This is a genomic window from Streptomyces sp. NPDC043680 (assembly GCF_056436685.1).
In genome coordinates this window covers 679970-705920 of the sequence record NZ_JBWKCE010000001.1, presented here as the reverse complement: position 1 = coordinate 705920, position 25951 = coordinate 679970, and the positions used below count along the sequence as shown (strand labels likewise).

Below are 25951 nucleotides of genomic sequence, written 5' to 3'. Positions count from 1 at the left end.
GGCACGTGGCTGTCCAAGAGATGTCCCGAAGCACCCACGGCGGATCCTGCACCTGCGACGACTGCCCGCACGGCGCACAGGAGGGGCACCGGCGCGCGGTCGCCGCGTTCCTGGAGAAGCGGGACGAGTTCGCCGCCGGGCAGGGGCTGCCGGCCGCGGTGGCCCGCTCCGCGGGCGCGTCCCGGCAGTGGGTCTCCGACGAGCTGACCCTGTCGGCCCGTACGGTCGCCGACCGGGGCAGGGAGGCCGGCAACTCCTGGCTGTACCTGTTCTCGCGACGGGCCGTCCTCGCCGTGTGGATCGCCGCCGGGGTGCTGCTGCTGGTGCAGGTCGGCACCGCGCTCGGCACCGGCTGGTCCACCACCCGCACCGCCGGGCTGCTGGCCGCGGTGGTGCTGGCCGTGCTGCTGACCGTCGCCGCCCGGGCCCAGTCGCTGCGCGGCGGGCTGCTGGCGCCCCTGGTGGGGGAGGACAACCGGCTGTCCACCTCGAAGGCGGTGCCGAGCGCCTGGGTGGTGCTGACCGCGTTCGCCGCGCTGCTGCCCGCGCTGCGGCTGGCCGCCTCCTCGCCGGGCCCGGAGCGGCAGGCACTGTACGCGGGGCTCTCGCTCGGGCGGGCGCTGCCGCTGCTGGCGGTGGTCGCGCTGACCTCGGCGGTGGCGGTCCTGGTGCGCCGGGTGGTGGCCGTACGGATCATGGCCCAGCGGTTGCAGAAGCTGCCCGCGGACCGGCCGCGCGGGGTGGACCTGCTGACGGACGACGCGGGCCGGGGGAGCTTCCCCGACGCGCAGTACGTGCTGGTCTCCACCGTGGTGCTGGCCTTCGCGGCGGTGTCCCTGGCCCGCTTCCCCGACCGGCTGCCGCGGCTGCCGTGGGCGCTGGCCCTGCTGGTGGCCCTGTCGGCGGCCGTGTACCTGGCGGCGAAGTTCGCGGAGGTGACCCGTCCGCTGGTGCTGTCGGTGGTCCGCAAACGCGAGCCCGGCGATCTGGACGCGGCGATCCGGCCGGGGGACGACATCGAGATCCGGGGCGTGGGGTTCGTACCGCCGGGCGCGCAGACGCCGGAGATGCTGGCCCGGCTCGTGGTCCGCATCGGCGCGGTGCACGTGCACGTGCCGCTGGTGCCGGTGGCGGGCGGATTCACCAACCCCTCCGACGCGGTGCTGACGGTGCCGGTGCCGGCGGAGGTGGAACCGGGGCGCATCGAGATCCAGGTGGTCACCGCTGCCGGGGTGGAATCCAACCGCTGCACCATCGACGTGGCCGAGTGAACGGGGTACACATGGGGCGTGAACCGAACTGATGTGTCCGCCGGTGACGTCGGCGACGTCTCCCGCGGCCCTGCCCATGCCGCCCGCGGAGCCGCTCCCGGGCTGCGGGAACGGGCCGCCCGGTACGCGCTGCTGCCGCTGCGGGTCTTCCTCGGCGTGACGTTCGTCTACGCGGGTCTGGACAAGCTGACCGACTCCGCGTTCCTGTCCGCTTCCGGCAACGGCTCGATCGGCGAGCTGATGCGCGGCGTGCGCGACACCTCCGCCGTCCCCGTCCTCGTGGACTGGGCCCTGCTCTCTCCCGTCGGTTTCGCCGTGCTGCTGGCCATCGGGGAGATCGCGGTGGGCCTGGGGGTGCTGGTGGGCCTGCTGACCCGGATCGCGGCCACCGGTGGGGCGCTGATCTCGCTCAGCCTGTGGCTCACGGTGTCCTGGCAGGTGTCCCCGTACTACTACGGCAACGACCTGGCCTACCTGATGGCGTGGATCCCGCTGATCCTGGCCGGGGCGCCCTATCTGTCGCTGGACTCGCTGATCCGGTCGCGCCGGTCGCGGCGCACGGCGTAGGTCACCATCCCCACCAGGGCCGCGAGGACCAGCCCGCCCGCCGCCATCGGGATGACCAGGAACCAGGGCAGGTCCGCCTCGCCGGTCGCGTCGAGCAGGTACAGCACGCCCGCGGCCAGCAGGACCAGGCCCGCCAGGAGCCGTCCCGGCTGGAACTCATGACGCCGCACGGGCCACCTCCACCTGTCCCACACCCGCGCTCAGGTGCAGCTCGATCGTGCCGCCGGCCTCGGTGCCGGGCAGCGGCTTGAGGGTCTGCTGCTGGGTTTCGCCGTCGCTCTTGATGCGTACGTCCTGGCTGCTGTCCCCGGGCATCCGGATGTCGCCCAGCTCGACCGAGACGTCGGCCTGCGCGGTGACCTCCCGCGGCACCACCACCTTGAGCCGGCCCGCCTCGATCGTCGCGCGGACCGTCAGCGTGGTGCCCTTGGGCACGTCCAGCCGGCTCAGGTCCAGCGTGGCGAGCCCGGTGCCCGAGGAGTACACCGGCCGTACGTCGGCCACCGCGGCCGGCCGCCACCGCACGTCGTGCCAGTCGGTGCCGATCTCGCGGGGCAGCGCGGACGCCCCCGCCAGCAGCCCGGCGGTGAGCAGGGCCAGCAGGACGGTGCCGAAGCCGGTGCGGCCCTTGACCGAGCTGACCGCAAGACCGAGACCGAAGACGGCCAGCGCCGAGGCCAGACCGATCTGCAGGGCGTACGAGAGGGTGCTGCCCTGCCACACCGAGGCGCAGGCGACGCCCCCGCCCAGCACGGCCAGGACGAACACCCGGCCGCCGATGCCGCCGCGCGGCGCGCGGGCAGCGGCGGCGGCCGGCGCCGCCCGGCCCCGGCCGCCGCCCGCGGTGTCCGCCGCGACCGCGTCGGCCGAGTCGTCCGGCCCCCACAGGTAGCCGCTGGACCCGACCGGCCCGGTGGTGCCGTCCTTGACCAGCGGATCACGCCACCAGGACGGGCCGGCGACGGTGGGCGGAGCCTGGGTCTCCGGCGGGGCCGGGCGGTGCGCGGCCTGGGGTTCCGCCTCGGGGGGCCCGGCGTGGCGGCGGCGCTGCGACCAGTACGCGGCGCCGCCGAGCGCCAGGACCACCAGGACGGAGAACGCCGCGAGCCCGCCGTTGTCCAGCATCGACAGGAACAGCGCGCAGCCCACCAGGGCCGCGAAGACCGCGGCCAGGGTGGCACCCTCGACCCGGCCGGTCAGCAGCTTCTTCGCCTCGCTGTCCTCCTCGCCGTCCACCGGCAGCAGCAGCCACGCGAACCCGTAGAAGATCAGCCCCACCCCGCCGGTGACCGCGAGGACACCGAGCACGATCCGGAAGATCACCGGGTCCAGGTCGAAGTACCGGCCGAGGCCGCCGCACACCCCTGCGAGGACCTTGTCGCGCTTGCTGCGGCGCAGGGGCGGGCGCTCGGCGGTCCGCTCGCCGACGGGCGCGGCGGGCGCGGCGGCAGCCCCGGCAGCCGGGTCGCCCGGCGGGGAGTCGTGCGTGGTCATGGGTCCATGGTGACGGGCCGCCACGCCCCGCGGCACCCGGCCCGACCCTGGTGCAACCCTGATATCCCCCCGGTCGAACTGGGGGGATGCCCTGATGCCCGGGGCCCCGCCACGTGTGACCATCGGTGCCATGCCCGCAGCCGCCGCCCTCCGTACCCCGCACCCCCCCGAGTCCGACGACGTCCCCGTGCGCAGGCTCTACCGCAGCGCCGACGGCCGGATGCTCGGCGGAGTCGCGCGCGGACTCGCCGGGCACCTGGGACTGCCGGTCGTCTGGGTCCGGCTCGCCTTCCTCGGCCTGTTCCTGTGGGGCGACGGGCTCGGCGTGCTGCTGTACGCCGCGTTCTGGGTCTTCGTACCGCTCGGGGTCGGCGGCCGCACCGCGCACCGCCCCTTCTTCGAGACCCTCCCCGACGGCAGCCGGCGCCTGCGCAAACCCGAGAAGGGGCAGATCACCGCGCTCGTCGCCCTGTGCATCGGCGCGGGGATCTTCGTCTCCAAGGTCCAGGTCGGCGGCACCTCCGGCCGCTACGTGTGGCCGACGCTGCTGGTCGGCGCCGGTGTGGTCCTCGTATGGCGGCAGGCCGACAACGCCCGCCGCGCCCACTGGGGCGAGGTCGCCGGGCGCAACCGGCGCTGGCTGCAACTGGCCCGGGGGCTCGCCGGCGTCGCGCTGGTCGGGGTGGGGCTGACCGTCTTCCTCGTCGTACGGGGCTCGGCCGCGCAGCTCGGGAACGTGCTGACCGCCACCCTCGCCGTGCTCGTCGGCGTCGCCCTGCTCGCCGGACCCTGGCTGATCCGGATGACCCAGGACCTCTCCGAGGAACGCCTGATGCGCATCCGCGCCCAGGAGCGCGCCGAGGTCGCCGCCCACGTCCACGACTCGGTGCTGCACACCCTCACCCTGATCCAGCGCAATGCGGAGGACGTGGGCGAGGTACGCCGTCTGGCGCGGGCCCAGGAGCGCGAGCTGCGCAACTGGCTCTACAAGCCCGAGGGCACCGGCAAGGACGAGGCCGAGGAACCGGCCACCCTCGCCGAGGCGGTGAAGAAGACCGCGGCCGAGGTGGAGGACCACCACGGGGTCCCGATCGAGGTCGTCGTCGTCGGCGACTGCCCGCTCGACGAGAAGCTGGGCGCACAGATCCAGGCCGCGCGCGAGGCGATGGTCAACGCCGCCAAGTACGGTGGCGAGGCAGGGGCGGTGCAGGTGTACGCCGAGGTGGAGGGACAGACGGTGTTCGTGTCCGTACGGGACCACGGGCCGGGCTTCGACATCGACGCGGTACCGGACGACCGCATGGGCGTACGAGAATCGATCATCGGCCGGATGCAGCGCAACGGCGGAACCGCAGTGCTGCGGCCCGCGCCCGACGGCGGCACGGTGGTCGAGCTGGAGATGGAGAGGGCGGCGAAGGCAGCATGACCGAAGAGACCGGTACCGGGGCAGGGGCGGCGACCAGGCACGCGCGGGTGGTGCTCGTCGACGACCACCGGATGTTCCGCACGGGCGTCCAGGCCGAGATCGGCGACACGGCCCGGACCGGCGTCGAGGTCGTCGGGGAAGCCGCCGACGTGGACCAGGCCGTCACCGTCATCACCGCCACGCGGCCCGAAGTGGTCCTCCTCGACGTGCACCTGCCAGGCGGCGGAGGGGTCGAGGTGCTGCGGCGCTGCGCCCCGCTGATGACGGGGGAGCAGCCGGTGCGCTTCCTGGCCCTGTCGGTGTCGGACGCCGCCGAGGACGTCATCGGCGTCATCCGCGGCGGCGCCCGGGGCTACGTCACCAAGACCATCACCGGGACCGACCTGGTGGACTCGGTCTTCCGCGTGCAGGACGGGGACGCGGTGTTCTCGCCGCGGCTGGCGGGCTTCGTGCTCGACGCGTTCGCCTCGACCGACGCGCCGCCGGTCGACGAGGACCTGGACCGCCTCACGCAGCGCGAGCGCGAGGTGCTGCGGCTGATCGCGCGCGGGTACGCGTACAAGGAGATCGCCAAGCAGCTGTTCATCTCCGTGAAGACCGTCGAGTCCCACGTCTCGGCCGTGCTGCGCAAGCTTCAGCTGTCGAACCGGCACGAGCTGACCCGCTGGGCGACGGCGCGCCGCCTGGTCTGAGACCGTGGGGTCCGAGCCCGTGTGATCCACGCCGCAGCGGGCGGGGGCAACCGGAGGGGGCCGCGCCGCCCTCTTGGGTGGCGTGATGAGCTTGACGGGGACCCCCCTCTTCGCGACGGCGATCGCCCTCACGGCGATCGCCGTCGTCCTGCCGCTCGCCGTGTGGAGCAAGGTGCGCGGCCCCGCGGTCGTACGCGTCGCGACGCGCGCGTCGATGCTGGTCTTCGCCCAGGCCACCGCCATCGCCCTGGTCTTCCTCGGGCTCAACCGGGACATGAACTTCTACGCCGGCTGGGGCGACCTGTTCGGGACCGGCTCGTACGTCACGGCCGCCCCCGACCTCGGCCCGGACGGGCTCGGCGGCAAGAAGGCCGAGCAGGTCAAAGAGGCCCCGAAGGTGGTCCAGCACTTCGAGCCCGTGGAGGGCCTCGGCGGCCGGGTCAAGAAGACCGAGCTCGACGGCAAGATCTCGGGGGTCAAGGGCGACGTCATGGTGTGGCTGCCGCCGCAGTACGACGACCCGGCCTACAAGGACAAGAAGTTCCCCGTCGTCGAGCTGATCCCGGGCATACCCGGAACGGGCAAGTCCTGGTTCCAGGGGCTCAAGGCGCACGAGGTGCTGGAGCCGCTGATGAAGAGCGGCAAGGTGCAGCCGTTCATCCTGGTCTCGCCGCGCGCCATGCTGCTCGGCAACGCCGACACCGGCTGCGCCAACCTCACCGGCAAGGTCAACGCCGACAGCTGGTTCAGCGTCGACGTCCGCAAGATGGTCACCGACAACTTCCGCACCTCCGGCGAGGCCCGCACCTGGGGCGTGGCCGGCTACTCGGCCGGCGCGTACTGCGCCGCCAAGCTGGCGATCCTGCACCCCGACCGCTACAGCGCGGCCGTCTCGCTGTCCGGCTACAACGACCCCGGCCAGGAGCCCAGCTCGCTGGTGGCCCAGGACCCGGAGCTGCGCCGCACCCACAACCTGAAGGCCCTGCTGAAGGCGGCGCCCACGCCGCCGCCGGTCGCGCTGTGGATGTCGGGAGCCGAACAGGACGGCTACCTGTCCGGCACCGACCTCAAGGCACTCGCGCAGAGCCCGACCGTGGTGCACGCGGAGAAGGTCATCGGCGGGCACAACCTCGACTCGTGGTCGAAGCAGCTGCCGCAGACCTTCGGGTGGTTGAGCGCGCAAGTGAAAATGCCGTAGCGGAGGGAACCCGCCGACTGGCAGGGGCGGCGGTGATCGGTGACGATGGAGTTGTCCCGTGAAGTCATGCCGTTTGTGTGGTGAGCCGTCACCGGCCGCCGGGACGGAGAGACATGTCGGGTGCCGTCATTCTCGTCATCGTCATCGCCCTCGTGTGGATCATCTGGTTGTGGTCGGCGTCCCGTCGCCATAAGTCGGAGAGCCGCCCCCTGGTCGTCGAGGAGAACCTTCCGGCGTTCCAGGTCGTGGCACTGGGGCTGCAGGGCTCCGGCAAGACCCTGCTGCTGGCCAGCATGTACCACCGGCTCCAGACCCCGGCAGGCCAGAGCTACTTCCTCACCGCGTCGCACGAAGACGTCCTGCAACTCAACCAGTGGTTCAGCCAGATGGCGGACACCGCGTCGGCGGACAGCTGGCCGCCCGGAACGACGAAAGGTGAATCACGGCATTTTTCGTTCACCGCCAAAACGCGCACGGCCGAAGGTTTTCGCCCCATCCTTGAGCTGAAGTACCTGGAGTACGCGGGAGAACTCCTCACCGAGCCGCAGGCTCCCGGATCGACCGTGCAGCAGGACCTGTTCGAGCACATCCGCCGGGCCGACGCGCTGCTCGGGATCATCGACGGCAACCACATCCGGCAGCATCTGGACGGCGTTCCCATGGGTTTGATGCGTCTGGAGCAGACCCTGGACGCCCTGGTGCCGGCCATGATCGAGGCGACCTGTCCGGTCAGCTTCGTCATCACCAAGTGGGACCTGCTGACGGGTCTGCACCCCGACGAGAGCACCCGGTTGGAGCTCGTGCACGACCTGTTGACGTCCAACGACCACTTCCGGTCGCTGGTGAAGATCCACGGCTCCACCCGGGTGGTCCGTCTCATCCCCGTCAGCGCGCTGGGTCCGGGATTCGCGACGGTGGACTCCACCGGAAGGATCGTCAAAGTCCCTCACGGGACGCTGCACCCCACCCGCGTGGACGTTCCGCTGTCGGCCGTGGTGCCCGACTTGTTCGACCAGGTCGAAGCCCGACTCGACCGGGAGGCCCGCTCGGCCTTCTACGACGAGGTGCGCCAACGCAGCCGGCTGACCCCGATGGAGGCGATCGCCTCCATGGGCACCTTCGCCGGCAAGGCGGCGGGCCAGGCCGTGGTCGCCGCGTTCGGCTCCTCCGCGGCCACGCTGACGGGGAACGCCCTGATGAGCCTCTTCCTCGACTCCCACCGAAGGGCGCGCCAGCAGTCGCACGACCGGCTCGACCAGGAGCTGAGCCAGGCCGAGCAGAGCATCGAAGCCCTTCGGGAAGCGCGGCGGCGGGTCATCGAGGACATGCGCCGCAAAGTAGCGGTCCTGGAAGACCAGTTGCCCCACTCCAGGCTGTCCTGAGATGGCCGGCCCCTCATCCCCCCGGCGGGGGTGGCCGTTCCTCGTGGCCCGTGGCCGGTACCACGGCTACCGGACCCTGCTCGCACCCGACGTCCTGCTCGCCGCGCGCGACTACGGAGTGCTGGACGACTCCCTGGTACCGAGCACGGTGGAGGACCAGGCACAGGTCATGCAGGTGGTCACCGCAGGCGGACGCCCGCTCACCGTCGTGCACGCTACGCACCGGGTCACCGCGGCCGACGTCGCGGAGCCGGGAACCGAAGCCCTCGACCGGCCACCACGCGACGAGTACGGCCGCCCCCTCGCCTTGATGTACGGATACGTCTGCGAGGGCGGCGGGGACGTCGCACCGCAACAGGCTGACCTGGCCTTCTGCCGGGAGACCGCGCTCGGCGTCTACCGGCGGTTCCTCGGGGACGAGGAGGGCTTCGCGGTCGAGCCCGGGCCGGCGTTTCCCCTGCGATCGGCCGTAGCCGTGAGCCCGGGCGCCGGGGAGGAAGGCCCCCGGCACGCGCCGACCCGGTCCACCCGCTTCGGGCCCCCTCCGGGCAGGCGGTTGATCGCCGCTGCGATCCTGGCGGCCGTCGTGATCCTGGTCTACGTGGTGTGGGCCGTCATCACCCCGTCGACGCCACCGGGGCCCACCCCCACGCCGACTCCGACTTCCACGTCCACGACGCCGGAGCCACAGCACTCCTGTCCCTCGCCCGACGTCTTGCTGCCCACCTGTCCCTCCGGCCCGTACGACCCGAACGGCGGCTACGGCTACGGCTACGACGAGCGCGGCGACCAAGGCGACCACGGCGAGCGCGGCGACTGAGCCGGGACTACGCAGGGCGGGCCGCGCCCGCCCAGGGCATGGAGTCGATCGGGGCCATCCGGACCGTCGAGCCGGGGCGGGGGGCGTGGATCATCTGGCCGTTGCCGATGTACAGGCCGACGTGGGTGACACCGGAATAGAAGAACACCAGGTCACCGGGGGCGAGCTGATCACGGGAGACCCGGCGGCCCGCGTTGATCTGGGTGTAGGTGGTGCGGGGCAGCGAGACCCCGGCCGAGCGCCAGGCCGCCTGGGTCAGGCCCGAGCAGTCGAAGGAGCCCGGCCCCGTCGCGCCCCACACGTACGGCTTGCCGATCGCCCCGTACGCGAAGGCCACCGCACGGGCGGCGCGCGAGCCGTCGGCAGGCGGGGCCGGGGTCGCGGCGTGCGGGCCCGCGGGGGTGGCGGTCGGGGCCGGCCCCGCGGTCCGGGCCTCGTACGCGGCACGCTCCTCGGCCGTGAGCCGGGCCAGCAGCCGCTTGGCGGTGCTCAGCTTGCCCTCGATGACGGCCTTGGCCTCGGCGATCTCGCGCTCGCGGGTGCGGAGGTCGGCGAGCCGCCCGGCGGCCTGGTCGCGCAGCTGCCCGACCTCGTCGAGCCGGCGGCGTACGGCGGAGACCTCGGCGGCGTTGCGGTCCCCGGCCCGGGTGAGGAACGAGGCCCGGTCGAGGTAGTCCTGCGGATCGTCGGACATCGCCAGCTGTACGGCCGGGCCCAGGGCCCCGCTGCGGTACTGGGTCGCGGCCAGCGAGCCGAGGGCGCTGCGGGCGCTGTTGAGCCGGTCGGTCCTGCGGGCCGTCTCGTCGCGCAGGGCGTCCAGTGCGCGCTGCGCCTCGTCGGCCTTCTCCTTCGCCCCGTTGTACCGCTCGGTCGCGGCCTCCGCCTCCTCGTAGAGCCGGTCGACCTCCGCCTTGACCTGGGAGGGGGTCTGCTGCGGGTCGGCCTGCGAGGTGCCTTCGAACGCGGTGGCGGTGGCAGCGCCCGCGAGGGCGAGGGTGGCGGCGGTCCGTACGGGGCCGCCGGAGAGCGGGCGCTGCCTGGGCTTTCGGTGACTGGCCACGAGGGCCTCACGTCCTTCCTCGCTCGGGGGCTCGGTGCTAGGAGGAGGACGCTAGACCCGTAGGTAACGGGCAGATGACGGGATGATCGTAAGTGGTCTGATGCGACCGGATACGGCCGTGTGTGGCGGTTGCGGATCAGCGCCAGAGGACGGCGACAAAGATATTGATCACGGTCAGTCCGCCGACCGCGCCGAACAGCGCCTTCTCCACCCGCTCCTCGTCGCGCTTGACGTACACCAGGGCGAGGATCACGAAGAGGACGGCGAGCTTCACGCCGATCTTGATGTTGTTGACGTGCCCGCCGTCCATCTCCCGGAAGCCGACCAGCAGCACGCCGGTGACCAGCATGGTCAGCGCGCCGTGCAGCATCGCGGGCACGAAGCGGGCGGTACCTGCCCCCATCGCCTTCATCTGGGTCAGGAAGCCACCGAGGAGCGAGGCGATCCCGATGATGTGCAGGCCGACGAAGACGTTGATCAGTACGCTCATGGCTTCGAGCGTACGGGGCCGATTTTCCGGGGGCGGGGCCGGGTGTCGGTCCGGCCCCCTAAACTCGGAAGGCGATGAGCAGCCTCTTTGACGACAGTTTCCTGGCAGACCTCACCCCCTCCGACGAGGTCCCGCCGCCGCCCGAGGAGTACGCCGCCCCGGAGCCGGGCGCCGACGACCTCTTCGGGGGCCGCTTCGACGTGCCCATGAGCGGCGCCGCGTACTACCGGGACGGCTCCCCGAAGCCCGTCATCGACCCGGCGACCCTCCTGGACGGGCTGAACGAGCAGCAGCGCGCCGCCGTGGTCCACGCGGGCTCGCCCCTGCTCATCGTGGCCGGCGCGGGCTCCGGCAAGACCCGGGTGCTGACCCACCGGATCGGCCACCTGCTGGCCGCGCGGAACGTCCACCCCGGCCAGATCCTGGCGATCACCTTCACCAACAAGGCCGCCGGAGAGATGAAGGAGCGGGTCGAGGGCCTGGTCGGCCCGCGGGCGAACGCCATGTGGGTGTCCACCTTCCACAGCGCGTGCGTGCGCATCCTGCGCCGCGAGTCGAAGCGGCTCGGCTTCACCTCCTCCTTCTCGATCTACGACGCGGCCGACTCCAAGCGCCTCATGGCGCTGGTCTGCCGCGACCTGGACCTGGACCCGAAGAAGTTCCCGCCCAAGTCCTTCAACGCCAAGATCTCCAACCTGAAGAACGAGCTGATCGACGAGGACGCCTTCGCGGCGCAGGCCGTCGACGGCTTCGAGAAGACCCTCGCCCAGGCGTACGCGATGTACCAGGGGAGGCTGCGCGAGGCGAACGCGCTCGACTTCGACGACATCATCATGACCACGGTCCACCTGCTCCAGGCGTTCCCGGACGTCGCCGAGCACTACCGGCGCCGCTTCCGGCACGTGCTGGTGGACGAGTACCAGGACACCAACCACGCCCAGTACACGCTCGTGCGCGAACTCGTGGGGACGGGCTACCCCGACCTGCCGCCCGCCGAGCTGTGCGTGGTCGGTGACGCCGACCAGTCGATCTACGCCTTCCGCGGCGCCACCATCCGCAACATCCTCCAGTTCGAGGAGGACTACAAGGACGCGACGACGATCCTGCTGGAGCAGAACTACCGCTCCACGCAGACCATCCTGTCCGCGGCCAACGCGGTCATCGAGCGCAACGAGAACCGCCGCGCCAAGAACCTGTGGACCCAGGCCGGCGCGGGCACCGTCATCACCGGCTACGTCGCCGACACCGAGCACGACGAGGCCCAGTTCGTCGCCGACGAGATCGACCGGCTGACGGACGCGGGCGAGGCGAAGGCGGGCGACGTCGCGATCTTCTACCGGACCAACGCGCAGTCGCGTGTGTTCGAGGAGATCTTCATCCGCGTCGGACTCCCGTACAAGGTCGTCGGCGGCGTCCGCTTCTACGAGCGCAAGGAGGTCCGCGACGTCCTCGCCTACCTGCGCGTCCTCGCCAACCCCGAGGACAACGTCCCGCTGCGCCGCATCCTGAACGTGCCCAAGCGCGGCATCGGCGAGCGGGCGGAAGCGATGATCGACGCCCTCGCGTTGCGCGAGAAGATCACCTTCCCGCAGGCGCTGCGCCGGGTGGACGAGGCCTTCGGCATGGCCGCCCGCTCGACCAATGCGGTCAAGCGGTTCAACGTGCTGATGGAGGAGCTCCGTACGATCGTGGACTCCGGCGCCGGCCCGGCGGTGGTACTGGAAGCGGTCCTGGAGCGGACCGGCTACCTCGCGGAACTCCAGGCCTCGACCGACCCGCAGGACGAGACGCGGATCGAGAACCTCCAGGAACTCGCCGCGGTGGCGCTCGAATTCGAGCAGGCCCGCGGAGAGGAGGCCGGGACGGCAGAGGCTGCCGCCTCGGGCGGCACGCTCGCGGAGTTCCTGGAGCAGGTCGCGCTCGTCGCCGACTCCGACCAGATCCCCGAGGAAGACACCGAGGGCACGGGCGTCATCACGCTGATGACCCTGCACACCGCCAAGGGCCTCGAATTCCCGGTGGTCTTCCTGACCGGCATGGAGGACGGCGTCTTCCCGCACATGCGCGCGCTGGGGCAGACCAAGGAGTTGGAGGAGGAGCGCCGCCTCGCCTACGTCGGCATCACGCGCGCCCGGGAGCGGCTGTACCTGACGCGCTCCGCGATGCGCAGTGCGTGGGGCACCCCCTCGTACAACCCGCCGTCGCGGTTCCTGGAGGAGATCCCGGCCGAGTACCTGCAGTGGAAGCGCACGGGCGCGAAGCAGAAGCCGGCCGGACCGATGCGCGGTTCCGGATCCGGCTACGGTTCGGGCTCCGGCGGGGGCAGGGCCACGTTCGGCACCTCGCCCGAGGCGTTCCTGTCGTCCTCGCGTACCAAGTCGGGGCCGTCCGGGTTCGCGACGCGCCGGGCCGCCGACAAGCCGGTCGTCGCCCTGTCCGTCGGAGACCGGGTCACGCACGACCAGTTCGGGCTGGGCACGGTCATGGAGGTCAGGGGTGCCGGCGCGGACGCGCAGGCCACCATCGACTTCGGGGACGACAAGCCGAAGCGCCTGCTGCTGCGCTACGCGCCGGTGCAGAAGCTGTAACGGTCCTTCGGGACAACGGCCGTTGGGGGACAGCGGTCGTTGGGGCGCAACGGCCGTTGTGAGGCGGACGTTGCGGCCCGGCGCCCTTCGGGGCCGGTGCGGGCCGGTTCCGTCAGGTCGGGTCCAGGCCGTGGCTGCGCAGCCACGCCAGGGGGTCGATCGCCGACCCGCCGCCGGGCCGGACCTCGAAGTGGAGGTGCGGTCCGGTGGAGTTGCCCGAGTTGCCGGAGTACGCGATGACGTCGCCGGCCTTGACCTTGCCGGACCGGATCTTGGTGCTGCTGAGGTGGCAGTACCAGGTCTCGGTGCCGTCGGGCGAGGTGACTATGGCCATGTTGCCGTAGGCGCTGTTCCACTGGGTGCGCACGGTGCCGTCGGTGGCGGCCATGACCGGGGTTCCGTAGCCGACCGGGAAGTCGATGCCGGTGTGCACGGACATCCACATGCCGCCCGCCTGGCCGAAGCTGGCGCTGAGGCCGTGCTGGGCGACGGGGATCGCGAACTTGGGGCGGGCCGCTTCCTTCGCCGCCTCCTCCTCCGCCTTCTTCTTGCGCTCCTCGTCCTGCCGCTGGCGCAGGTCGATGCGCTCCTGCGTGCGGCTCGCGCGGTCCGCGAAGTCACCGGCGTCGGCGCTGAGCGCGGCCAGCTGGGTGTCGAGCTTGCTGTTCGCCGCGACCGGCTTCACCGAGGCCGGGTCGGGCGCGGCCATCGTGGTGGTGTCCTCGGCGGCCTTCTCCGTGCCGGTGAGTCCGCCGACGGAGGCGGCCGCGACTCCGGCCACACCCATCACACAGGCGGACGGAACGGCGACGGTGAGGAGGGCGGAACGCTTCGCCGGGGTGCGGCGGCGGCTGCTGCCGGCAGACCTGGCGCCGGATGCGGCTGCGGCCTTGGCGCCGCCCTTGGCTCCGGCGCGGCGCGAGGGGCGCGGGGCGGCGGGTGCGTCCGGCGCGGCCGGGGTGACGGGCATCGCCTGAGTCGGCAGGTCGTGTACAGGGGCGAACTCCAGGTCCGGCTCCGGCTCGGCGTCGGGCTCGGGCGCCCCGTCGGCGAGGACCTCGAAGACGGCGGTCTCGCTGTACGCCTCGGCGGCCGCGTACCCGTACTCCGCCGTGGGCTCCTGCGGCTGTTCGTGCGGGTACTGCTGGTACTGCGGCTGCTGCTGTTCGCCCTGGAACTCGCCCTGGAACTCAGCCTGGTACTCGTAGGCGAAGGTCTGCGTCTGCTGTTCGTGCGCGACGGTGTTCCAGGCGGTGGCGTCGTACGCGCCTGTCTCGGTGCCCGTGGTGCCGTAGCCGGGCATCGCCCACTGCCCGGTCTGCTGCTCGTAACCGAAGGCGGTGGACTGGTAGTCCGTGCTCGGCGTGTGCCAGCCGTGCCCGTCGTTCTGGGCGGGGATGCTCGACAGGTAGGCGTTGTCCTGCGGGTAACTCTCCTGCGGGGCCCAGGCCGTGGTGTCGTAGGCGCCGGTGTCGTAGGAGCCGTAAGAGGCTTGGTCGTAGCCCTGAGCGTCCGCTCCGCCCTGCGTTTCATAGGAAACGTAGGGCGAGTCACCAGCGAAAGTGGTGGTGGAAAGGCCGTCGTACCCGGAATCGGGGTACAGGCCCGACGAGGGGCGGTCGTTCACCAACTTCTCTTTCGCCTCGGCAGTGGGGGCCTGGGTGGCCAGGGAACGAGAGGTTCCCTGGGGAGAGCAGTGGCGTGACTGTACCCGGCGGTTACTCGCAACGACAATCTTCGGAGGGTTTCCGACTGCGTGGAACCGGGCATTCGGCCGTCTTTCGGTCGGCGAAAGGCAGAGCCTTGGCCTTGAGTTCGAAATTCGTTCGAGTGGGGGGGCGGTCGTCGTTCACGCGACGGAAGCGGCCCCGCCCGGTCGCGTGACCTCGGTGGGAACCGGTCCGTCGAGGACCCGCCGGACCGCGGACGTCACTGCGGGATGCGCGGCCAGGGCCAGGTGTCCGATACCGATGACCTGCACGTTCTCCGCCTGTAGATCCGGGTGCTCGATCCGCGCCGTTCGGGGCGGATCCATCAGTTCGTCGAACTCGCTCCAGAACGCCACGCATCGGGTCCGACAGCCGGGCGCCGGTGCACGCAACTCGTCCATCACTGCCGATTCCGGGCGCATCTGCCGGACCAGGGGGTGGGCGTTCATGAAGGGGGCGACCCGCGTGCCCGAATGCGGGGTGCCGAGGGTCACGAGGGTGCGGACGCGCCGGTCGCCGCCGAGCCGCTGCACGTAGTACCGCCCGACCAGCCCGCCCAGGCTGTGCCCGACGAGGTCCACCTCCTGGTGGCCGGTCCGCGCGCACAGCTCCTCGACGTACCGGGCGAGATCGCGGGCGGTGACGCGCAGGTCGCGGGTGAACGGCGAGTAGTTGTACGTCTCCACGCGCCTGAGACGGCCCGCCGCGAGGGCGCGGCGCAGCAGGACGAAGACGGACCGGTTGTCGGTGAACCCGTGCAGCAGGAGCACCGGCGGTCGGCCACCGGCGCCGGAGGTTTGGGTCGTTTCACGGCATGTGGAGCGCTTCTCCTGGTACACCCCGGTCGGGTACAGCAGCAGGTGTCCGCCGAGCACGACCATTTCCAGTAATCCGGCGCGCAGTGCGGCACCGGACACGGGTATGCACAGCCCCATCGACGGCCTCCCCTGAGCCCCTTGGGACTGCAGCCTTCTGGCACTCGGGCCGCGCCACCGTGCCGTGCGGCTGTCGGTACGGTGGCGCGGCGACCCCGGTGCGGCTCTCCTGGCGGTGAATCAACGCCGTCCCACGTGTGATTTCCCCCTCGTGCTTGACCGTGAAACGGCGGTGTGCGCGATGCTGTACTTAACGTTCGTTCACTCGGGAGGCAGTGCGATGGGTGTGACCGGTCCGATCCGTGTGGTGGTGGCCAAGCCGGGTCTCGACGGCCACGACCGCGGCGCCAAGGTGATCGCGCGGGCGCTGCGGGACGCGGGCATGGAGGTCATCTACACCGGCCTCCACCAGACTCCCGAGCAGATCGTGGACACCGCCATCCAGGAGGACGCCGACGCGATCGGCCTGTCGATCCTCTCGGGGGCCCACAACACCCTGTTCGTCCGGGTGCTGGAGCTCCTCAAGGAGCGGGACGCGGAGGACATCAAGGTCTTCGGGGGCGGCATCATCCCGGAGGACGACATCGCCCCGCTGAAGGCGAAGGGCGTGGCCGAGATCTTCACCCCGGGCGCCACGACGACCTCGATCGTCGACTGGGTCCACACCCACATCCGCCACCCCTGACCCCACCGGCCCGACCCGGCCCCCCTGCCCCCGCCGGGCCAGCCCTCTGGCGGGGTCCGGCCCGGGGGCAGGCCGGGCCTCCGCCGGCGGTTCGGTCCGGCGCCGGGTGGGCCCGGGTCAGAACGCCCCCGTGGCCGGCGGCCAGGTCGGCGCTGCGCCGAGCGGGTAGGCCGCGTGGGGGCGGTCAGGCCGGGGGGCTGAGCTCCGTGAGCATCGACGCACGGACTCTGAGGGTGGCCACCAGCCGCTCGAAGGCCTCGGCCCAGTACGCCGCCGCGCCCGGCGAGGTGTCCGCTGCGCCCCGTGACGAGGCGGTCAGCGACTCCAGCCGGTCCGCCTCCGCGGGATCCAGGCAGCGCTCGGCCAGCCCCATCACCCCGCTGAAGCTCCACGGGTAGCTGCCCGCCTCCCGCGCCGCGTCCAGAGCGTCGACCACGGCCCGCCCCAGGGCCCCCGCCCACGGCACCACGCACACGCCGAGCAGCTGGAACGCCTCCGACAGGCCGTGGGCCCGTATGAACTCCGCGACCCACTCGGCCCGTTCCCCCTCGGGCAGGACCGAGAGCAGCTTGGCCCGCTCCGCGAGCGACGCCGTGCCCGGGGCCGTCGCGGTCGGAGCGGCCGCCGAGCCGAGCAGGGCCTTGGACCACTCGGGGTCGCGCTGGCGCACCGCCGCCCGGCACCACGCCGCGTGCAGTTCCTCCTTCCAGCCCTCGCCCTCGGCCACCGGCAGCGCGACGATCTGCGCCGGCCCGAGGCCCCCGAACCGCTCCCGCCAGCAGGACAGCGGCGCTGCCTCCACCAGCTGGCCCAGCCACCAGGCCCGCTCCCCGCGCCCGGCGGGGGGCCGCTCGACCACCCCGTCGCGCTGCATCCCGGCATCGCACTCGGCCGGCGCGGTCACCCCCTCCGGCCCTACGCAGGCCAGCGCCCGCCGCGCCATCCGCCCGGCCAGCGCCGACCCCGGCAGCGCCGACAGGAGCTCGGCGGCGGTCGCCCGGACATTGCGGCTCCGGTCGCCCAGGGCCGCCTCCAGGAAGGGCTCGTCCTCCTCGGCCAGCCCCACCCGCAGGGAGTCGAGGAACATCAGCCGGTCCTCGGCCCGCTCGGTGGCCCAGCTGGTCGACAGCAGCCGTATCGCGGCCGCCGGCTCATGCGCCCGTACGGCGCCGAGCAGGGCCACGCGCTCCGCGAACAAGCCCTCCTGCCACAGCCGTTCCACCGCGGCCCCGTCCGTGGGCGCGGGCAGCTCCCCGCTGCCGCCCGCCCCGCCGCGCAGCGCGAACCGCCAGTCCGGATTGAACCGGGCCAGCCACAGCCCGCGCGCCCCGGCCAGGGCCAGGGCCTGCGGACGCAGGTCCGTACGGGCCCGGGCCGCGTCCAGCAGGGCGGGCACCAGCGAGGCCGGTGCGCGGTAGCCGTGCCGTACGGCGGCGGCCAGCCACTGGGGCAGCAGCTCCGTCAGATCCGGAGCCGAACCACGCCGCCCGCCGCCGCTGCCCGCACCGCCCCGGCCGGCCAGCAGCTGGGCGAGCCGGCGCCGGGCGGCCTCCGGGGGAACCGGGCGGGGGTCGTGCGGCGCGGGCTCCGGCCGCGGACCGGCCTGGGCCGGCCGCAACCCGGCCCGGCGCCGCAGGGTGTGCACGGCGGCCGCGTCGAGCAGGGCCCCCGGGCTGCCCTGCCGCCGCTCGGTGCCCAGCAGCGCGGCGCCGACCAGCTCGTCCCAGTCCCCGTATGCCGAGTCCGCGGCAGTGGCGCTGGCTGTGGCGGTCATCGGTCCCTCCCTCTTCCCTGATGGTGTTCCGTGCTCCGGTCCCGCCCCCTCCGCGGGACCGGAGCGGTCCCTGGGCCGTTGCGCCCCGTTCGTCCTGCCCTTCAGCTGGCGTGGTTGTCGTCCACAGAAGCCCCCCGGCTCAGTCGTTTCGTGCACGACGACGCCCCCGCGCCGCCGTTCCCCGCATATCCCCCTGCCGGCGGCGCCCCCGTGGCCCCGGTCAGACCAGGGCCACCGGCTCCGCCGTGTCCGGCGGCCAGGCCGTCAGCGGCGTGAAACCGCGATGGCCGCATTCGCCGAAGACCGTGACGGGCCCGCCGCCCGAGAGGGCGGCCAGTTGCCACAGCCCTGCGCGCGAGGCGCCCCCAGGCAGGGGGACCGGCAGCGCGGAGGTGCCCTCCGCATCCGCCAACTGCCAGCCCAGCTCTCCTGGTATCGGAATCACCGGACCCAGCACCACCGGCCAGGAGTCCAGCCACGGGTCCTCCCGCAGCGCCGCTCCGTACGCCTCCAGTGCCTCGGCCGTGCTCACCCCCGCCGGAGCCTGCGCGCCCGGGGCAGCCGCCACATGCCTGTCCCCGAGGTCGGCCCGCAGCCCTGCCGACCCGGGCCGGAAGCGGGCCTCCGCCTCCAGCACCAGACCCACGGGCAGCGCCAGACCCGGTGGCCGCCCGGGCGGTCCGAAGTCCAGCACCAGGGCCGGGCGCCCGCTCTCCAGCCCGCGCAGCCATATCCGGCGGGTGGTGAGCCGGCCGTCCGGCGACACCGTGTCGTACTGGGACAGCACGAGCCAGCGGTCCCGTACGGCCTCCCCCTCCGCGGCGGCACCCGGCAGCCCCACCCTGCTGCGCACCGTCGCGGCGAGCGGTTGCGGCAACCCGGCCAACCCCAGCCAGCCCCGGTTCAGCAGGTGCAGCAGCGCGCTCTCCTCCAGCATCCGGGCGGGCCAACCGGGACCGCAACTGGGTATCGTCCCCAACTCCCGCACCCGCGCGGCCAGTCCCGGCGCCTGTGCATCGACCATCCGGGCGGCGGTCTCCTCCCAGGCCGCGTACCCGCTCTGCTCCTGGCCGGCCAGGCCCCCGCGCAGCAGGTCCACGAGCCGCTGCTCCAGCTCGGTGACGCCCCCGCCGATCCGGGCCGCCCGCCGCTCGGCCCGCCTCCGGGCAGCCTGCGCGTCCACCGGACGGGCCTCCGCGGCGGCCGGACGGGCCGCCTTGGCTGCCCGCTCCGCCAGCCACTCACCGGCCCAGTCCGGCGCCTCTCCGGGCTCGCCGAGTCCCTCGGCGGCCCAGAGCAGCAGCAGCCCCAGCGCGTGCTTGCACGGGAACTTCCGGCTCGGGCAGGAGCACTTGTACGCCGGACCCGCCAGGTCCACGACCGTTCGGTACGGCGCTTTGCCGCTGCCCTTGCACAAGCCCCACACCGCACCGGAAGCGGAACCTCCGGTCTGCGACCAAGGACCCGCCCCGCCCAGCTTGCCCCCTGCCTTGCGTGACGCCTCGTCAGGAGCCAGAGCCAGTACCTGTTCCGCCGTCCAGCGGACCCCCTGCTCAGTCATGGAACAACCGTAGAGACCCCCACTGACAATCGCCCTGACCTGCAACGACGAGGTGTGCAGGGCCCGTTGTCAGTGCCGTGGTGCACCGTGGGAACAGCAGTCGGGAGCGGCTGCGGAGCATTGGAGGGGGACCATGAGCACGAACGGGATCGACACCGGAGCCGAGGCGCTGCGCCCGCACGCCGAAGACGCCTTCGCGGACGAACTGAAAGCCCTGGCGGCCGCCGACGACCGGCCCCGCCCGGCCCGCTGGAAGCTCTCCCCGTGGGCGGTCGCCACCTACCTCCTGGGCGGCACCCTGCAGGACGGAACCGTCATCACACCCAAGTACGTCGGCCCGCGCCGCATCGTCGAGGTCGCCGTCACCACGCTCGCCACCGACCGCGCGCTGCTCCTGCTCGGCGTCCCCGGCACCGCCAAGACCTGGGTGTCCGAACACCTCGCCGCAGCCGTCAGCGGGGACTCCACGCTCCTGGTCCAGGGCACCGCCGGCACCCCCGAGGAAGCGATCCGGTACGGGTGGAACTACGCCCGCCTCCTCGCCCACGGGCCGAGCCGCGAAGCCCTCGTACCCAGTCCGGTCATGCGGGCCATGGCCGACGGCATGACCGCCCGCGTCGAGGAGCTCACCCGCATCCCCGCCGACGTCCAGGACACCCTCATCACCCTCCTGTCCGAGAAGACACTGCCGATACCGGAGCTCGGCGAGGAGGTGCAGGCCGTACGCGGCTTCAACCTCATCGCCACCGCCAACGACCGCGACCGCGGGGTCAACGAGCTCTCCAGCGCGCTGCGCCGCCGCTTCAACACGGTCGTGCTGCCGCTGCCCGCCACCGCCGACGCCGAGGTCGACATCGTCGCCCGCCGCGTCGACCAGATGGGCCGCTCCCTCGAACTGCCCTCCGCACCCGAGGGCCTGGAGGAGATCCGCCGCGTCGTCACCGTCTTCCGCGAACTGCGCGACGGGGTCACCGACGACGGACGGACGAAGGTGAAGACGCCGAGCGGCACCCTTTCCACCGCCGAGGCCATCTCCGTCGTCACGGGCGGCCTCGCGCTGGCGGCCCACTTCGGGGACGGGGTCCTGCGCCCGTCCGACGTGGCGGCGGGGATCCTCGGCGCCGTGGTCCGCGACCCCGCCGCCGACAAGGTCGTCTGGCAGGAGTACCTGGAGACCGTGGTGCGCGAGCGGGACGGCTGGAAGGACTTCTACCGCGCCTGCCGGGAGGTGACGGTATGAGCCCGACGGGGCGTTCGGGGCCGCTGCTGCTCGGCGTACGGCACCACGGGCCCGGCTCCGCCCGCGCGGTGCGGGCCGCCCTCGATGCGGCCCGGCCCGCCGCCGTGCTCATCGAGGGGCCGCCCGAGGGCGACGCGCTGCTGGCGCTGGCCGCCGACCCCGGGATGCGGCCGCCCGTCGCCCTGCTCGCCCACGCCGCCGACGACCCGGCAAGGGCCGCCTTCTGGCCGCTGGCCGAGTTCTCGCCGGAGTGGGTCGCCATCCGCTGGGCGCAGGAGCAGGACGCGGCGGTGCCGGTGCGGTTCATCGACCTCCCGGCCGCGCACACCCTGGCGGCGCAGGAGGAGGCCGACGCGCCCGATTCCGTACGGCTGGACCCCCTGGCGGTGCTCGCCGAAACCGCCGGGTACGACGACCCCGAGCGCTGGTGGGAGGACGTGGTTGAGCACCGGGGCGACGGCGCGGCCGATCCGCCGGCGGCGTTCGAGGCGCTCGGTGAGGCCATGGGCGCCCTGCGCGAGGCGTACGGCGACGGCGGTCACACCCGCGACCTGGTGCGGGAGGCGTTCATGCGGCAGCGGATGCGGGCCGCCCGCCGGGAGTTCGGCGAGGACTACGCCGTGGTGTGCGGGGCCTGGCACGTCCCGGCGCTCCGCGCGAGGACCACGGCGGCCGCGGACAAGGCCCTGCTGACCGGGCTGCCGAAAGTCAGGGTGGAGACCACCTGGGTCCCCTGGACCCACCGGCGTCTCGCCCGGGCCGGGGGGTACGGGGCGGGCATCACCTCGCCCGGTTGGTATGCCCACCTCTTCGCGGCCCGGGACCGGCCGGTGGAGCGCTGGCTCACGAAGGTCGCCGGCCTGCTCCGGGAGGAGGACCGGCAGGTCTCCTCGGCGCACGTCATCGAGGCGGTCCGGCTGGCCGAGACGCTGGCGGCGGTGCGCGGCCGGCCCCTGCCCGGGCTGGCGGAGACCCTGGAGGCCGTCCGGGCGGTGATGTGCGACGGCTCGGACGTACCGCTCGCGCTCGTCGAGGACCGGCTGGTCGTCGGTGACGTCCTGGGCGAGGTGCCCGACGCGGCCCCCGTCGTCCCGCTCCAGCGGGACCTGACCCGCCAGCAGCGCTCGCTGCGGCTGAAGGCGGAGGCGCAGGACCGCGAGCTGGAGCTCGACCTGCGCAAGGACACCGACGCGGCGAAGTCCCGGCTGCTGCACCGGCTGCGGCTGCTCGGCGTCGACTGGGGCACCCCGGCAGCCTCCCGCGGGAGCACCGGCACCTTCCGCGAGACCTGGCGGCTGCGCTGGGATCCGGAGCTGTCGGTGCGGGTCGCCGAGGCGGGCATATGGGGGACCACCGTCCTCGCCGCCGCCACGGCCAAGGCCGAGGCGGATGCGGCCGGGGCAGCGGAGCTGGGAGAGGTCACCACGCTGGCCGAGCAGTGCCTGTTGGCCGGTCTGGCCGGCGCCCTGCCCGGCGTGTTGCGCGCCCTCGCCGACCTGGCCGCGCTGGACACCGACGTGGCCCGGCTCGCCAAGGCGCTGCCCGCACTGGCCCGCTCCCTGCGCTACGGGGACGTCCGCGGGACCGACGCCTCCGCCCTGGGCACGGTGGCGAGCGGCCTGGCCGAGCGGATCTGCGTCGCGCTGCCGCCCGCCTGCGCCGCCGGCCTCGATGCCGACGGGGCGGCGGAGCTGTGCGGCCACGTCGACGGGGTGCACGGGGCGATCGGGCTCCTCGCGGACACCGGCGCGGCCGGCGGCCTGCGGGAGCGCTGGTCGGCGGTGCTCGGCGCGCTGGCCGGCCGGGACACGGTCCCCGGGCTGATCCGCGGCCGGGCGGCGCGGCTGCTGCTGGACGACGGACGGCTGCCGGCCGAGGAGACGGCCCGCCTGATGGGCCTGGCCCTGTCCCCGGCCGCCGCACCCGCGGACGCGGCGGGCTGGATCGAGGGCTTCACCGGCGGCGGAGCGGGCGGCGGCACCCTCCTGGTCCACGACGACCGGCTGCGGGGACTGATCGACGCCTGGCTGGTCTCGGTGCCGGAGCGTGCGTTCATCGACGTACTGCCGCTGCTGCGGCGGACCTTCGGGGCGTTCGAGCCGGGCGTGCGCCGCAGCCTCGGCGACCTGGTCCGCCGCGGGCCAGGCGCCGCCCCGGCCGCCCGATCGGGCTCCGGCTCGGCCCCGGCGGGCTTCGCCCCGGACCTGGACCCGGCCCGCGCCGACGCGGTGCTCGACGTGGTCCGGCTCCTGCTCGACGGGCCGGAGCGCATACCGGCGACACCCGGCTGAGCGGAACCGCACCCGGGCCGACACGGCCCGGGCCCCAAGCCCACCGGCGCCGGGGCCGACCGGCCGCTCAGGCCCGCACGCCCGGCCCACGGGCCCGGCACTCGGAGCCAGCACACAGGAACGACACGGACAGGGGGACGGACAGATGGTCGGTACGGGAATCCCGGCGGCGCCGAGCGGGGCCGAGGAGGCCGCCCAGGCAGGCGAAGGCGACCGGCTGCGGCGGTGGCGGATGGTGCTCGGCGGCGGCGAGGCCGACGGGACCGGCTGCGCGCTCAGCGGGCGGGACGCCGCCATGGACGCCGCACTCGGCGCGCTGTACGGGGGCGCAGCCGGCGGCAGCCGCTCCCGCAGGGCGGCGGGGGAGCGCTCGGCGGGGCTCGGCGGGTCCGCGCCCAACGTGGCGCGCTGGCTCGGTGACATCCGTACGTACTTCCCCAGCTCCGTCGTCCAGGTGATGCAGCGCGACGCCATCGAGCGCCTCGACCTGTCCGCGCTGCTGCTGGAGCCCGAGATGCTGGAGGCCGTCGAGCCCGACGTGCACCTCGTCGGCACCCTCCTCTCCCTCAACAAGGCCATGCCGGAGACGACCAGGGAGACGGCCCGCGCCGTGGTCCGCAAGGTGGTCGAACAGCTGGAGAAGAAGCTGGCCTCCCGGACCCGGGCCACCCTGACCGGCGCGCTCGACCGCTGCGCCCGGATCAGCCGGCCCCGCCACCACGACATCGACTGGGACCGGACCATCCGGGCGAATCTGAAGAACTACCTGCCCGAGTACCGCACCGTGGTCCCCGAGCGGCTCATCGGGTACGGCCGTTCGGCCCAGTCGGTGAAGAAGGAGGTGATCCTCTGCATCGACCAGTCCGGTTCGATGGCGGCCTCGGTCGTCTACGCCTCCGTGTTCGGGGCGGTGCTCGCCTCCATGCGTTCGGTCGCGACCCGCCTGGTCGTCTTCGACACGGCCGTCGTGGACCTGACAGATCAGCTCGACGATCCGGTGGACGTTCTCTTCGGAACCCAGCTCGGCGGCGGCACCGACATCAACCGCGCCCTCGCCTACTGCCAGTCGAAGATCACCCGGCCTGCCGACACCGTCGTGGTCCTGATCAGCGATCTGTACGAGGGCGGGATACGCAACGAGATGCTGAAGCGGGTCGCCGCGATGAAGGGGGCGGGCACCGAGTTCGTGACCCTGCTCGCGCTGTCCGACGAGGGCGCGCCCGCCTACGACCGCGAACACGCCGCGGCCCTTTCCGCACTGGGCGCCCCGGCCTTCGCCTGCACCCCCGACCTGTTCCCGGAGGTGATGGCCGCCGCTCTGGAGAAGCGTCCGCTCCCGGTCCCCTGAACGGCCGCCCCCAGCACCTCGCGCGGTCCTCCGCCCATCGGCAGATCACACGAAGTTCCAGTTCAACCGTGAGGTGTTCTGTGACAGGTATCACCGCTCAGGTGTGAGCTGCGATTTAGGGACCCACGGCCCGCGGGGATAACCTGCGGGACGGACATGCCGCGTCCACGGTGACCGTGTGCGCATCCCCTGTGACAGCGCCGTCACGTTGCCCTCCGCGGCACGCCCACGCAGATAGCAGACAACCGCGATCACTGCGAATCTTAAAAAAGACAAGGGACGGACGCGCGTGGACCTGTTCGAGTACCAGGCGAGGGACCTCTTCGCCAAGCACGGTGTACCGGTGCTGGCCGGTGAAGTCATCGACACGCCTGAGGCGGCTCGCGAGGCCACCGAGCGGCTGGGCGGCAAGTCGGTCGTCAAGGCGCAGGTGAAGGTCGGCGGCCGCGGCAAGGCCGGTGGCGTCAAGCTCGCCGCGACCCCGGACGAGGCCGTCGCCCGCGCGACGGACATCCTGGGCATGGACATCAAGGGCCACACGGTCCACAAGGTGATGATCGCGGAGACCGCTCCCGAGATCGTCGAGGAGTACTACGTCTCCTACCTGCTCGACCGCACCAACCGCACCTTCCTGGCCATGGCCTCGGTCGCGGGCGGCATGGACATCGAGCAGGTCGCCGAGGAGACCCCCGAGAAGCTCGCCAAGGTCCCGGTGAACGCCAACGAGGGCGTGACCATCGAGAAGGCCCGCGAGATCGTCGCCCTGGCGCAGTTCCCGGCCGAGGTCGCCGAGAAGGTCGCCGAGGTCCTCGTGACCCTGTGGAAGACCTTCATCGCCGAGGACGCGCTCCTCGTCGAGGTCAACCCGCTCGCGAAGGTCGCCTCCGGCGAGGTCATCGCGCTCGACGGCAAGGTCTCCCTCGACGAGAACGCCGAGTTCCGCCAGCCGGGCCACGAGGAGTTCGTGGACCACGCGGCCGCGAACCCGCTTGAGGCCGCCGCCAAGGCGAAGAACCTCAACTACGTCAAGCTCGACGGTGAGGTCGGCATCATCGGCAACGGCGCGGGTCTCGTCATGAGCACCCTCGACGTCGTCGCGTACGCCGGCGAGAACCACGGCGGCGTCAAGCCCGCCAACTTCCTGGACATCGGCGGTGGCGCCTCCGCCGCCGTCATGGCCAACGGTCTTGAGATCATCCTCGGCGACCCGGACGTCAAGTCCGTCTTCGTCAACGTCTTCGGTGGCATCACCGCCTGCGACGAGGTCGCCAACGGCATCGTCCAGGCGCTGGCCCTGCTGGAGGAGAAGGGTGAGGCGGTCACCAAGCCGCTCGTCGTCCGTCTCGACGGCAACAACGCCGAGCTGGGTCGCAAGATCCTCTCGGACGCCAACCACCCGCTGGTCCAGCGCGTGGACACCATGGACGGTGCGGCCGACAAGGCCGCCGAGCTCGCGGCTGCGAAGTAAGGGCAGAGGTCA

The 25951-nt window shown here is 72.8% G+C and carries 21 protein-coding genes; 13 read left to right on the top strand and 8 right to left on the bottom strand.

Annotation, left to right across the window (positions count from 1 at the left end; all coding sequences use genetic code 11):
• Positions 1-20: 20 nt before the first annotated feature.
• Together AC0666_RS03280 and AC0666_RS03275 are read left to right on the top strand one after the other, a co-directional pair.
• Entirely contained in the window at positions 21-1271 is a 1251-nt protein-coding gene (locus tag AC0666_RS03280) for a hypothetical protein (protein ID WP_468962907.1), read from the top strand.
• A 102-nt stretch (positions 1272-1373) separates the two neighbouring features.
• Positions 1374-1838, top strand: coding sequence for a DoxX family membrane protein (locus AC0666_RS03275; protein WP_468963500.1), 465 nt, complete (start codon positions 1374-1376; stop codon positions 1836-1838).
• On the opposite strand, the gene AC0666_RS03270 is transcribed toward AC0666_RS03275, so the two are convergent.
• Both AC0666_RS03270 and AC0666_RS03265 read right to left on the bottom strand, forming a co-directional pair.
• Positions 1784-2008 (bottom strand): hypothetical protein, encoded by a 225-nt coding sequence (locus AC0666_RS03270; protein WP_468962909.1) that lies wholly within the window; start codon positions 2006-2008, stop codon positions 1784-1786. The two genes, AC0666_RS03275 and AC0666_RS03270, sit on opposite strands and share 55 nt — an antisense overlap.
• Positions 1995-3332, bottom strand: coding sequence for a PspC domain-containing protein (locus tag AC0666_RS03265; protein ID WP_468962911.1), 1338 nt, complete (start codon positions 3330-3332; stop codon positions 1995-1997). Before AC0666_RS03265 ends, AC0666_RS03270 begins: the two co-directional genes overlap by 14 nt.
• A 130-nt stretch (positions 3333-3462) precedes the next feature.
• Here AC0666_RS03265 and AC0666_RS03260 point away from each other — a divergent pair, with 130 nt between their 5' ends.
• From AC0666_RS03260 to AC0666_RS03240, 5 genes are all read left to right on the top strand, one after another.
• On the top strand, positions 3463-4758 hold the full coding sequence (locus tag AC0666_RS03260) for an ATP-binding protein (RefSeq protein WP_361712235.1): 1296 nt from the start codon (positions 3463-3465) through the stop codon (positions 4756-4758).
• Entirely contained in the window at positions 4755-5450 is a 696-nt protein-coding gene (locus AC0666_RS03255; protein ID WP_361712233.1) for a response regulator transcription factor, read from the top strand. The genes AC0666_RS03260 and AC0666_RS03255 overlap by 4 nt, the downstream gene beginning before the upstream one ends.
• 85 nt (positions 5451-5535) lie before the next feature.
• Positions 5536-6648, top strand: coding sequence for an alpha/beta hydrolase (locus AC0666_RS03250; protein WP_478706974.1), 1113 nt, complete (start codon positions 5536-5538; stop codon positions 6646-6648).
• A 113-nt stretch (positions 6649-6761) separates the two neighbouring features.
• Complete coding sequence (locus tag AC0666_RS03245; RefSeq protein WP_468962917.1) at positions 6762-8030, top strand: TRAFAC clade GTPase domain-containing protein; 1269 nt, start codon at positions 6762-6764, stop codon at positions 8028-8030.
• A 43-nt stretch (positions 8031-8073) separates the two neighbouring features.
• Entirely contained in the window at positions 8074-8850 is a 777-nt protein-coding gene (locus tag AC0666_RS03240) for a hypothetical protein (RefSeq protein ID WP_478706973.1), read from the top strand.
• 7 nt (positions 8851-8857) lie between these two features.
• Here the strand turns inward: AC0666_RS03240 and AC0666_RS03235 are convergent, their stop codons facing one another.
• Both AC0666_RS03235 and AC0666_RS03230 read right to left on the bottom strand, forming a co-directional pair.
• Positions 8858-9910, bottom strand: a complete 1053-nt coding sequence (locus AC0666_RS03235; RefSeq protein WP_468962921.1) for a C40 family peptidase — start codon at positions 9908-9910, stop codon at positions 8858-8860.
• Positions 9911-10046: 136 nt separating this feature from the next.
• On the bottom strand, positions 10047-10400 hold the full coding sequence (locus tag AC0666_RS03230; RefSeq protein ID WP_468962923.1) for a hypothetical protein: 354 nt from the start codon (positions 10398-10400) through the stop codon (positions 10047-10049).
• 74 nt (positions 10401-10474) lie between these two features.
• Between AC0666_RS03230 and pcrA the strand changes: the two genes are divergently transcribed.
• Positions 10475-12988: a DNA helicase PcrA gene (pcrA, locus tag AC0666_RS03225; protein ID WP_468962925.1), complete on the top strand. Its 2514-nt coding sequence runs from the start codon at positions 10475-10477 to the stop codon at positions 12986-12988.
• 112 nt (positions 12989-13100) lie between these two features.
• Here the strand turns inward: pcrA and AC0666_RS03220 are convergent, their stop codons facing one another.
• Together AC0666_RS03220 and AC0666_RS03215 are read right to left on the bottom strand one after the other, a co-directional pair.
• Positions 13101-14615 carry a M23 family metallopeptidase gene (locus AC0666_RS03220; RefSeq protein ID WP_478706972.1) on the bottom strand — a complete coding sequence of 505 codons (1515 nt, stop codon included), beginning with the start codon at positions 14613-14615 and terminating at the stop codon, positions 13101-13103.
• 222 nt (positions 14616-14837) lie between these two features.
• A complete protein-coding gene (locus AC0666_RS03215) occupies positions 14838-15632 on the bottom strand; it encodes an esterase/lipase family protein (protein WP_478706971.1) in 795 nt (264 codons plus the stop codon).
• A 220-nt stretch (positions 15633-15852) separates the two neighbouring features.
• Between AC0666_RS03215 and AC0666_RS03210 the strand changes: the two genes are divergently transcribed.
• Positions 15853-16257, top strand: coding sequence for a coenzyme B12-dependent isobutyryl CoA mutase small subunit (locus AC0666_RS03210; RefSeq protein WP_468582547.1), 405 nt, complete (start codon positions 15853-15855; stop codon positions 16255-16257).
• Positions 16258-16441: 184 nt separating this feature from the next.
• On the opposite strand, the gene AC0666_RS03205 is transcribed toward AC0666_RS03210, so the two are convergent.
• Together AC0666_RS03205 and AC0666_RS03200 are read right to left on the bottom strand one after the other, a co-directional pair.
• Positions 16442-18031: a DUF5691 domain-containing protein gene (locus tag AC0666_RS03205; protein WP_468962931.1), complete on the bottom strand. Its 1590-nt coding sequence runs from the start codon at positions 18029-18031 to the stop codon at positions 16442-16444.
• A 220-nt stretch (positions 18032-18251) separates the two neighbouring features.
• Complete coding sequence (locus AC0666_RS03200; protein WP_478706970.1) at positions 18252-19592, bottom strand: SWIM zinc finger family protein; 1341 nt, start codon at positions 19590-19592, stop codon at positions 18252-18254.
• Between the two features lie 133 nt (positions 19593-19725).
• Between AC0666_RS03200 and AC0666_RS03195 the strand changes: the two genes are divergently transcribed.
• The 4 genes from AC0666_RS03195 to sucC all read left to right on the top strand — a co-directional run bounded on the left by AC0666_RS03195 (position 19726) and on the right by sucC (position 25939).
• Positions 19726-20832 carry an ATP-binding protein gene (locus tag AC0666_RS03195; RefSeq protein WP_478706969.1) on the top strand — a complete coding sequence of 369 codons (1107 nt, stop codon included), beginning with the start codon at positions 19726-19728 and terminating at the stop codon, positions 20830-20832.
• Complete coding sequence (locus AC0666_RS03190) at positions 20829-23123, top strand: DUF5682 family protein (protein ID WP_478706968.1); 2295 nt, start codon at positions 20829-20831, stop codon at positions 23121-23123. The genes AC0666_RS03195 and AC0666_RS03190 overlap by 4 nt, the downstream gene beginning before the upstream one ends.
• A 232-nt stretch (positions 23124-23355) precedes the next feature.
• A complete protein-coding gene (locus AC0666_RS03185) occupies positions 23356-24471 on the top strand; it encodes a vWA domain-containing protein (protein WP_468963501.1) in 1116 nt (371 codons plus the stop codon).
• 289 nt (positions 24472-24760) lie between these two features.
• Positions 24761-25939, top strand: a complete 1179-nt coding sequence (gene sucC / locus AC0666_RS03180) for an ADP-forming succinate--CoA ligase subunit beta (RefSeq protein ID WP_361712207.1) — start codon at positions 24761-24763, stop codon at positions 25937-25939.
• Positions 25940-25951: the final 12 nt, after the last annotated feature.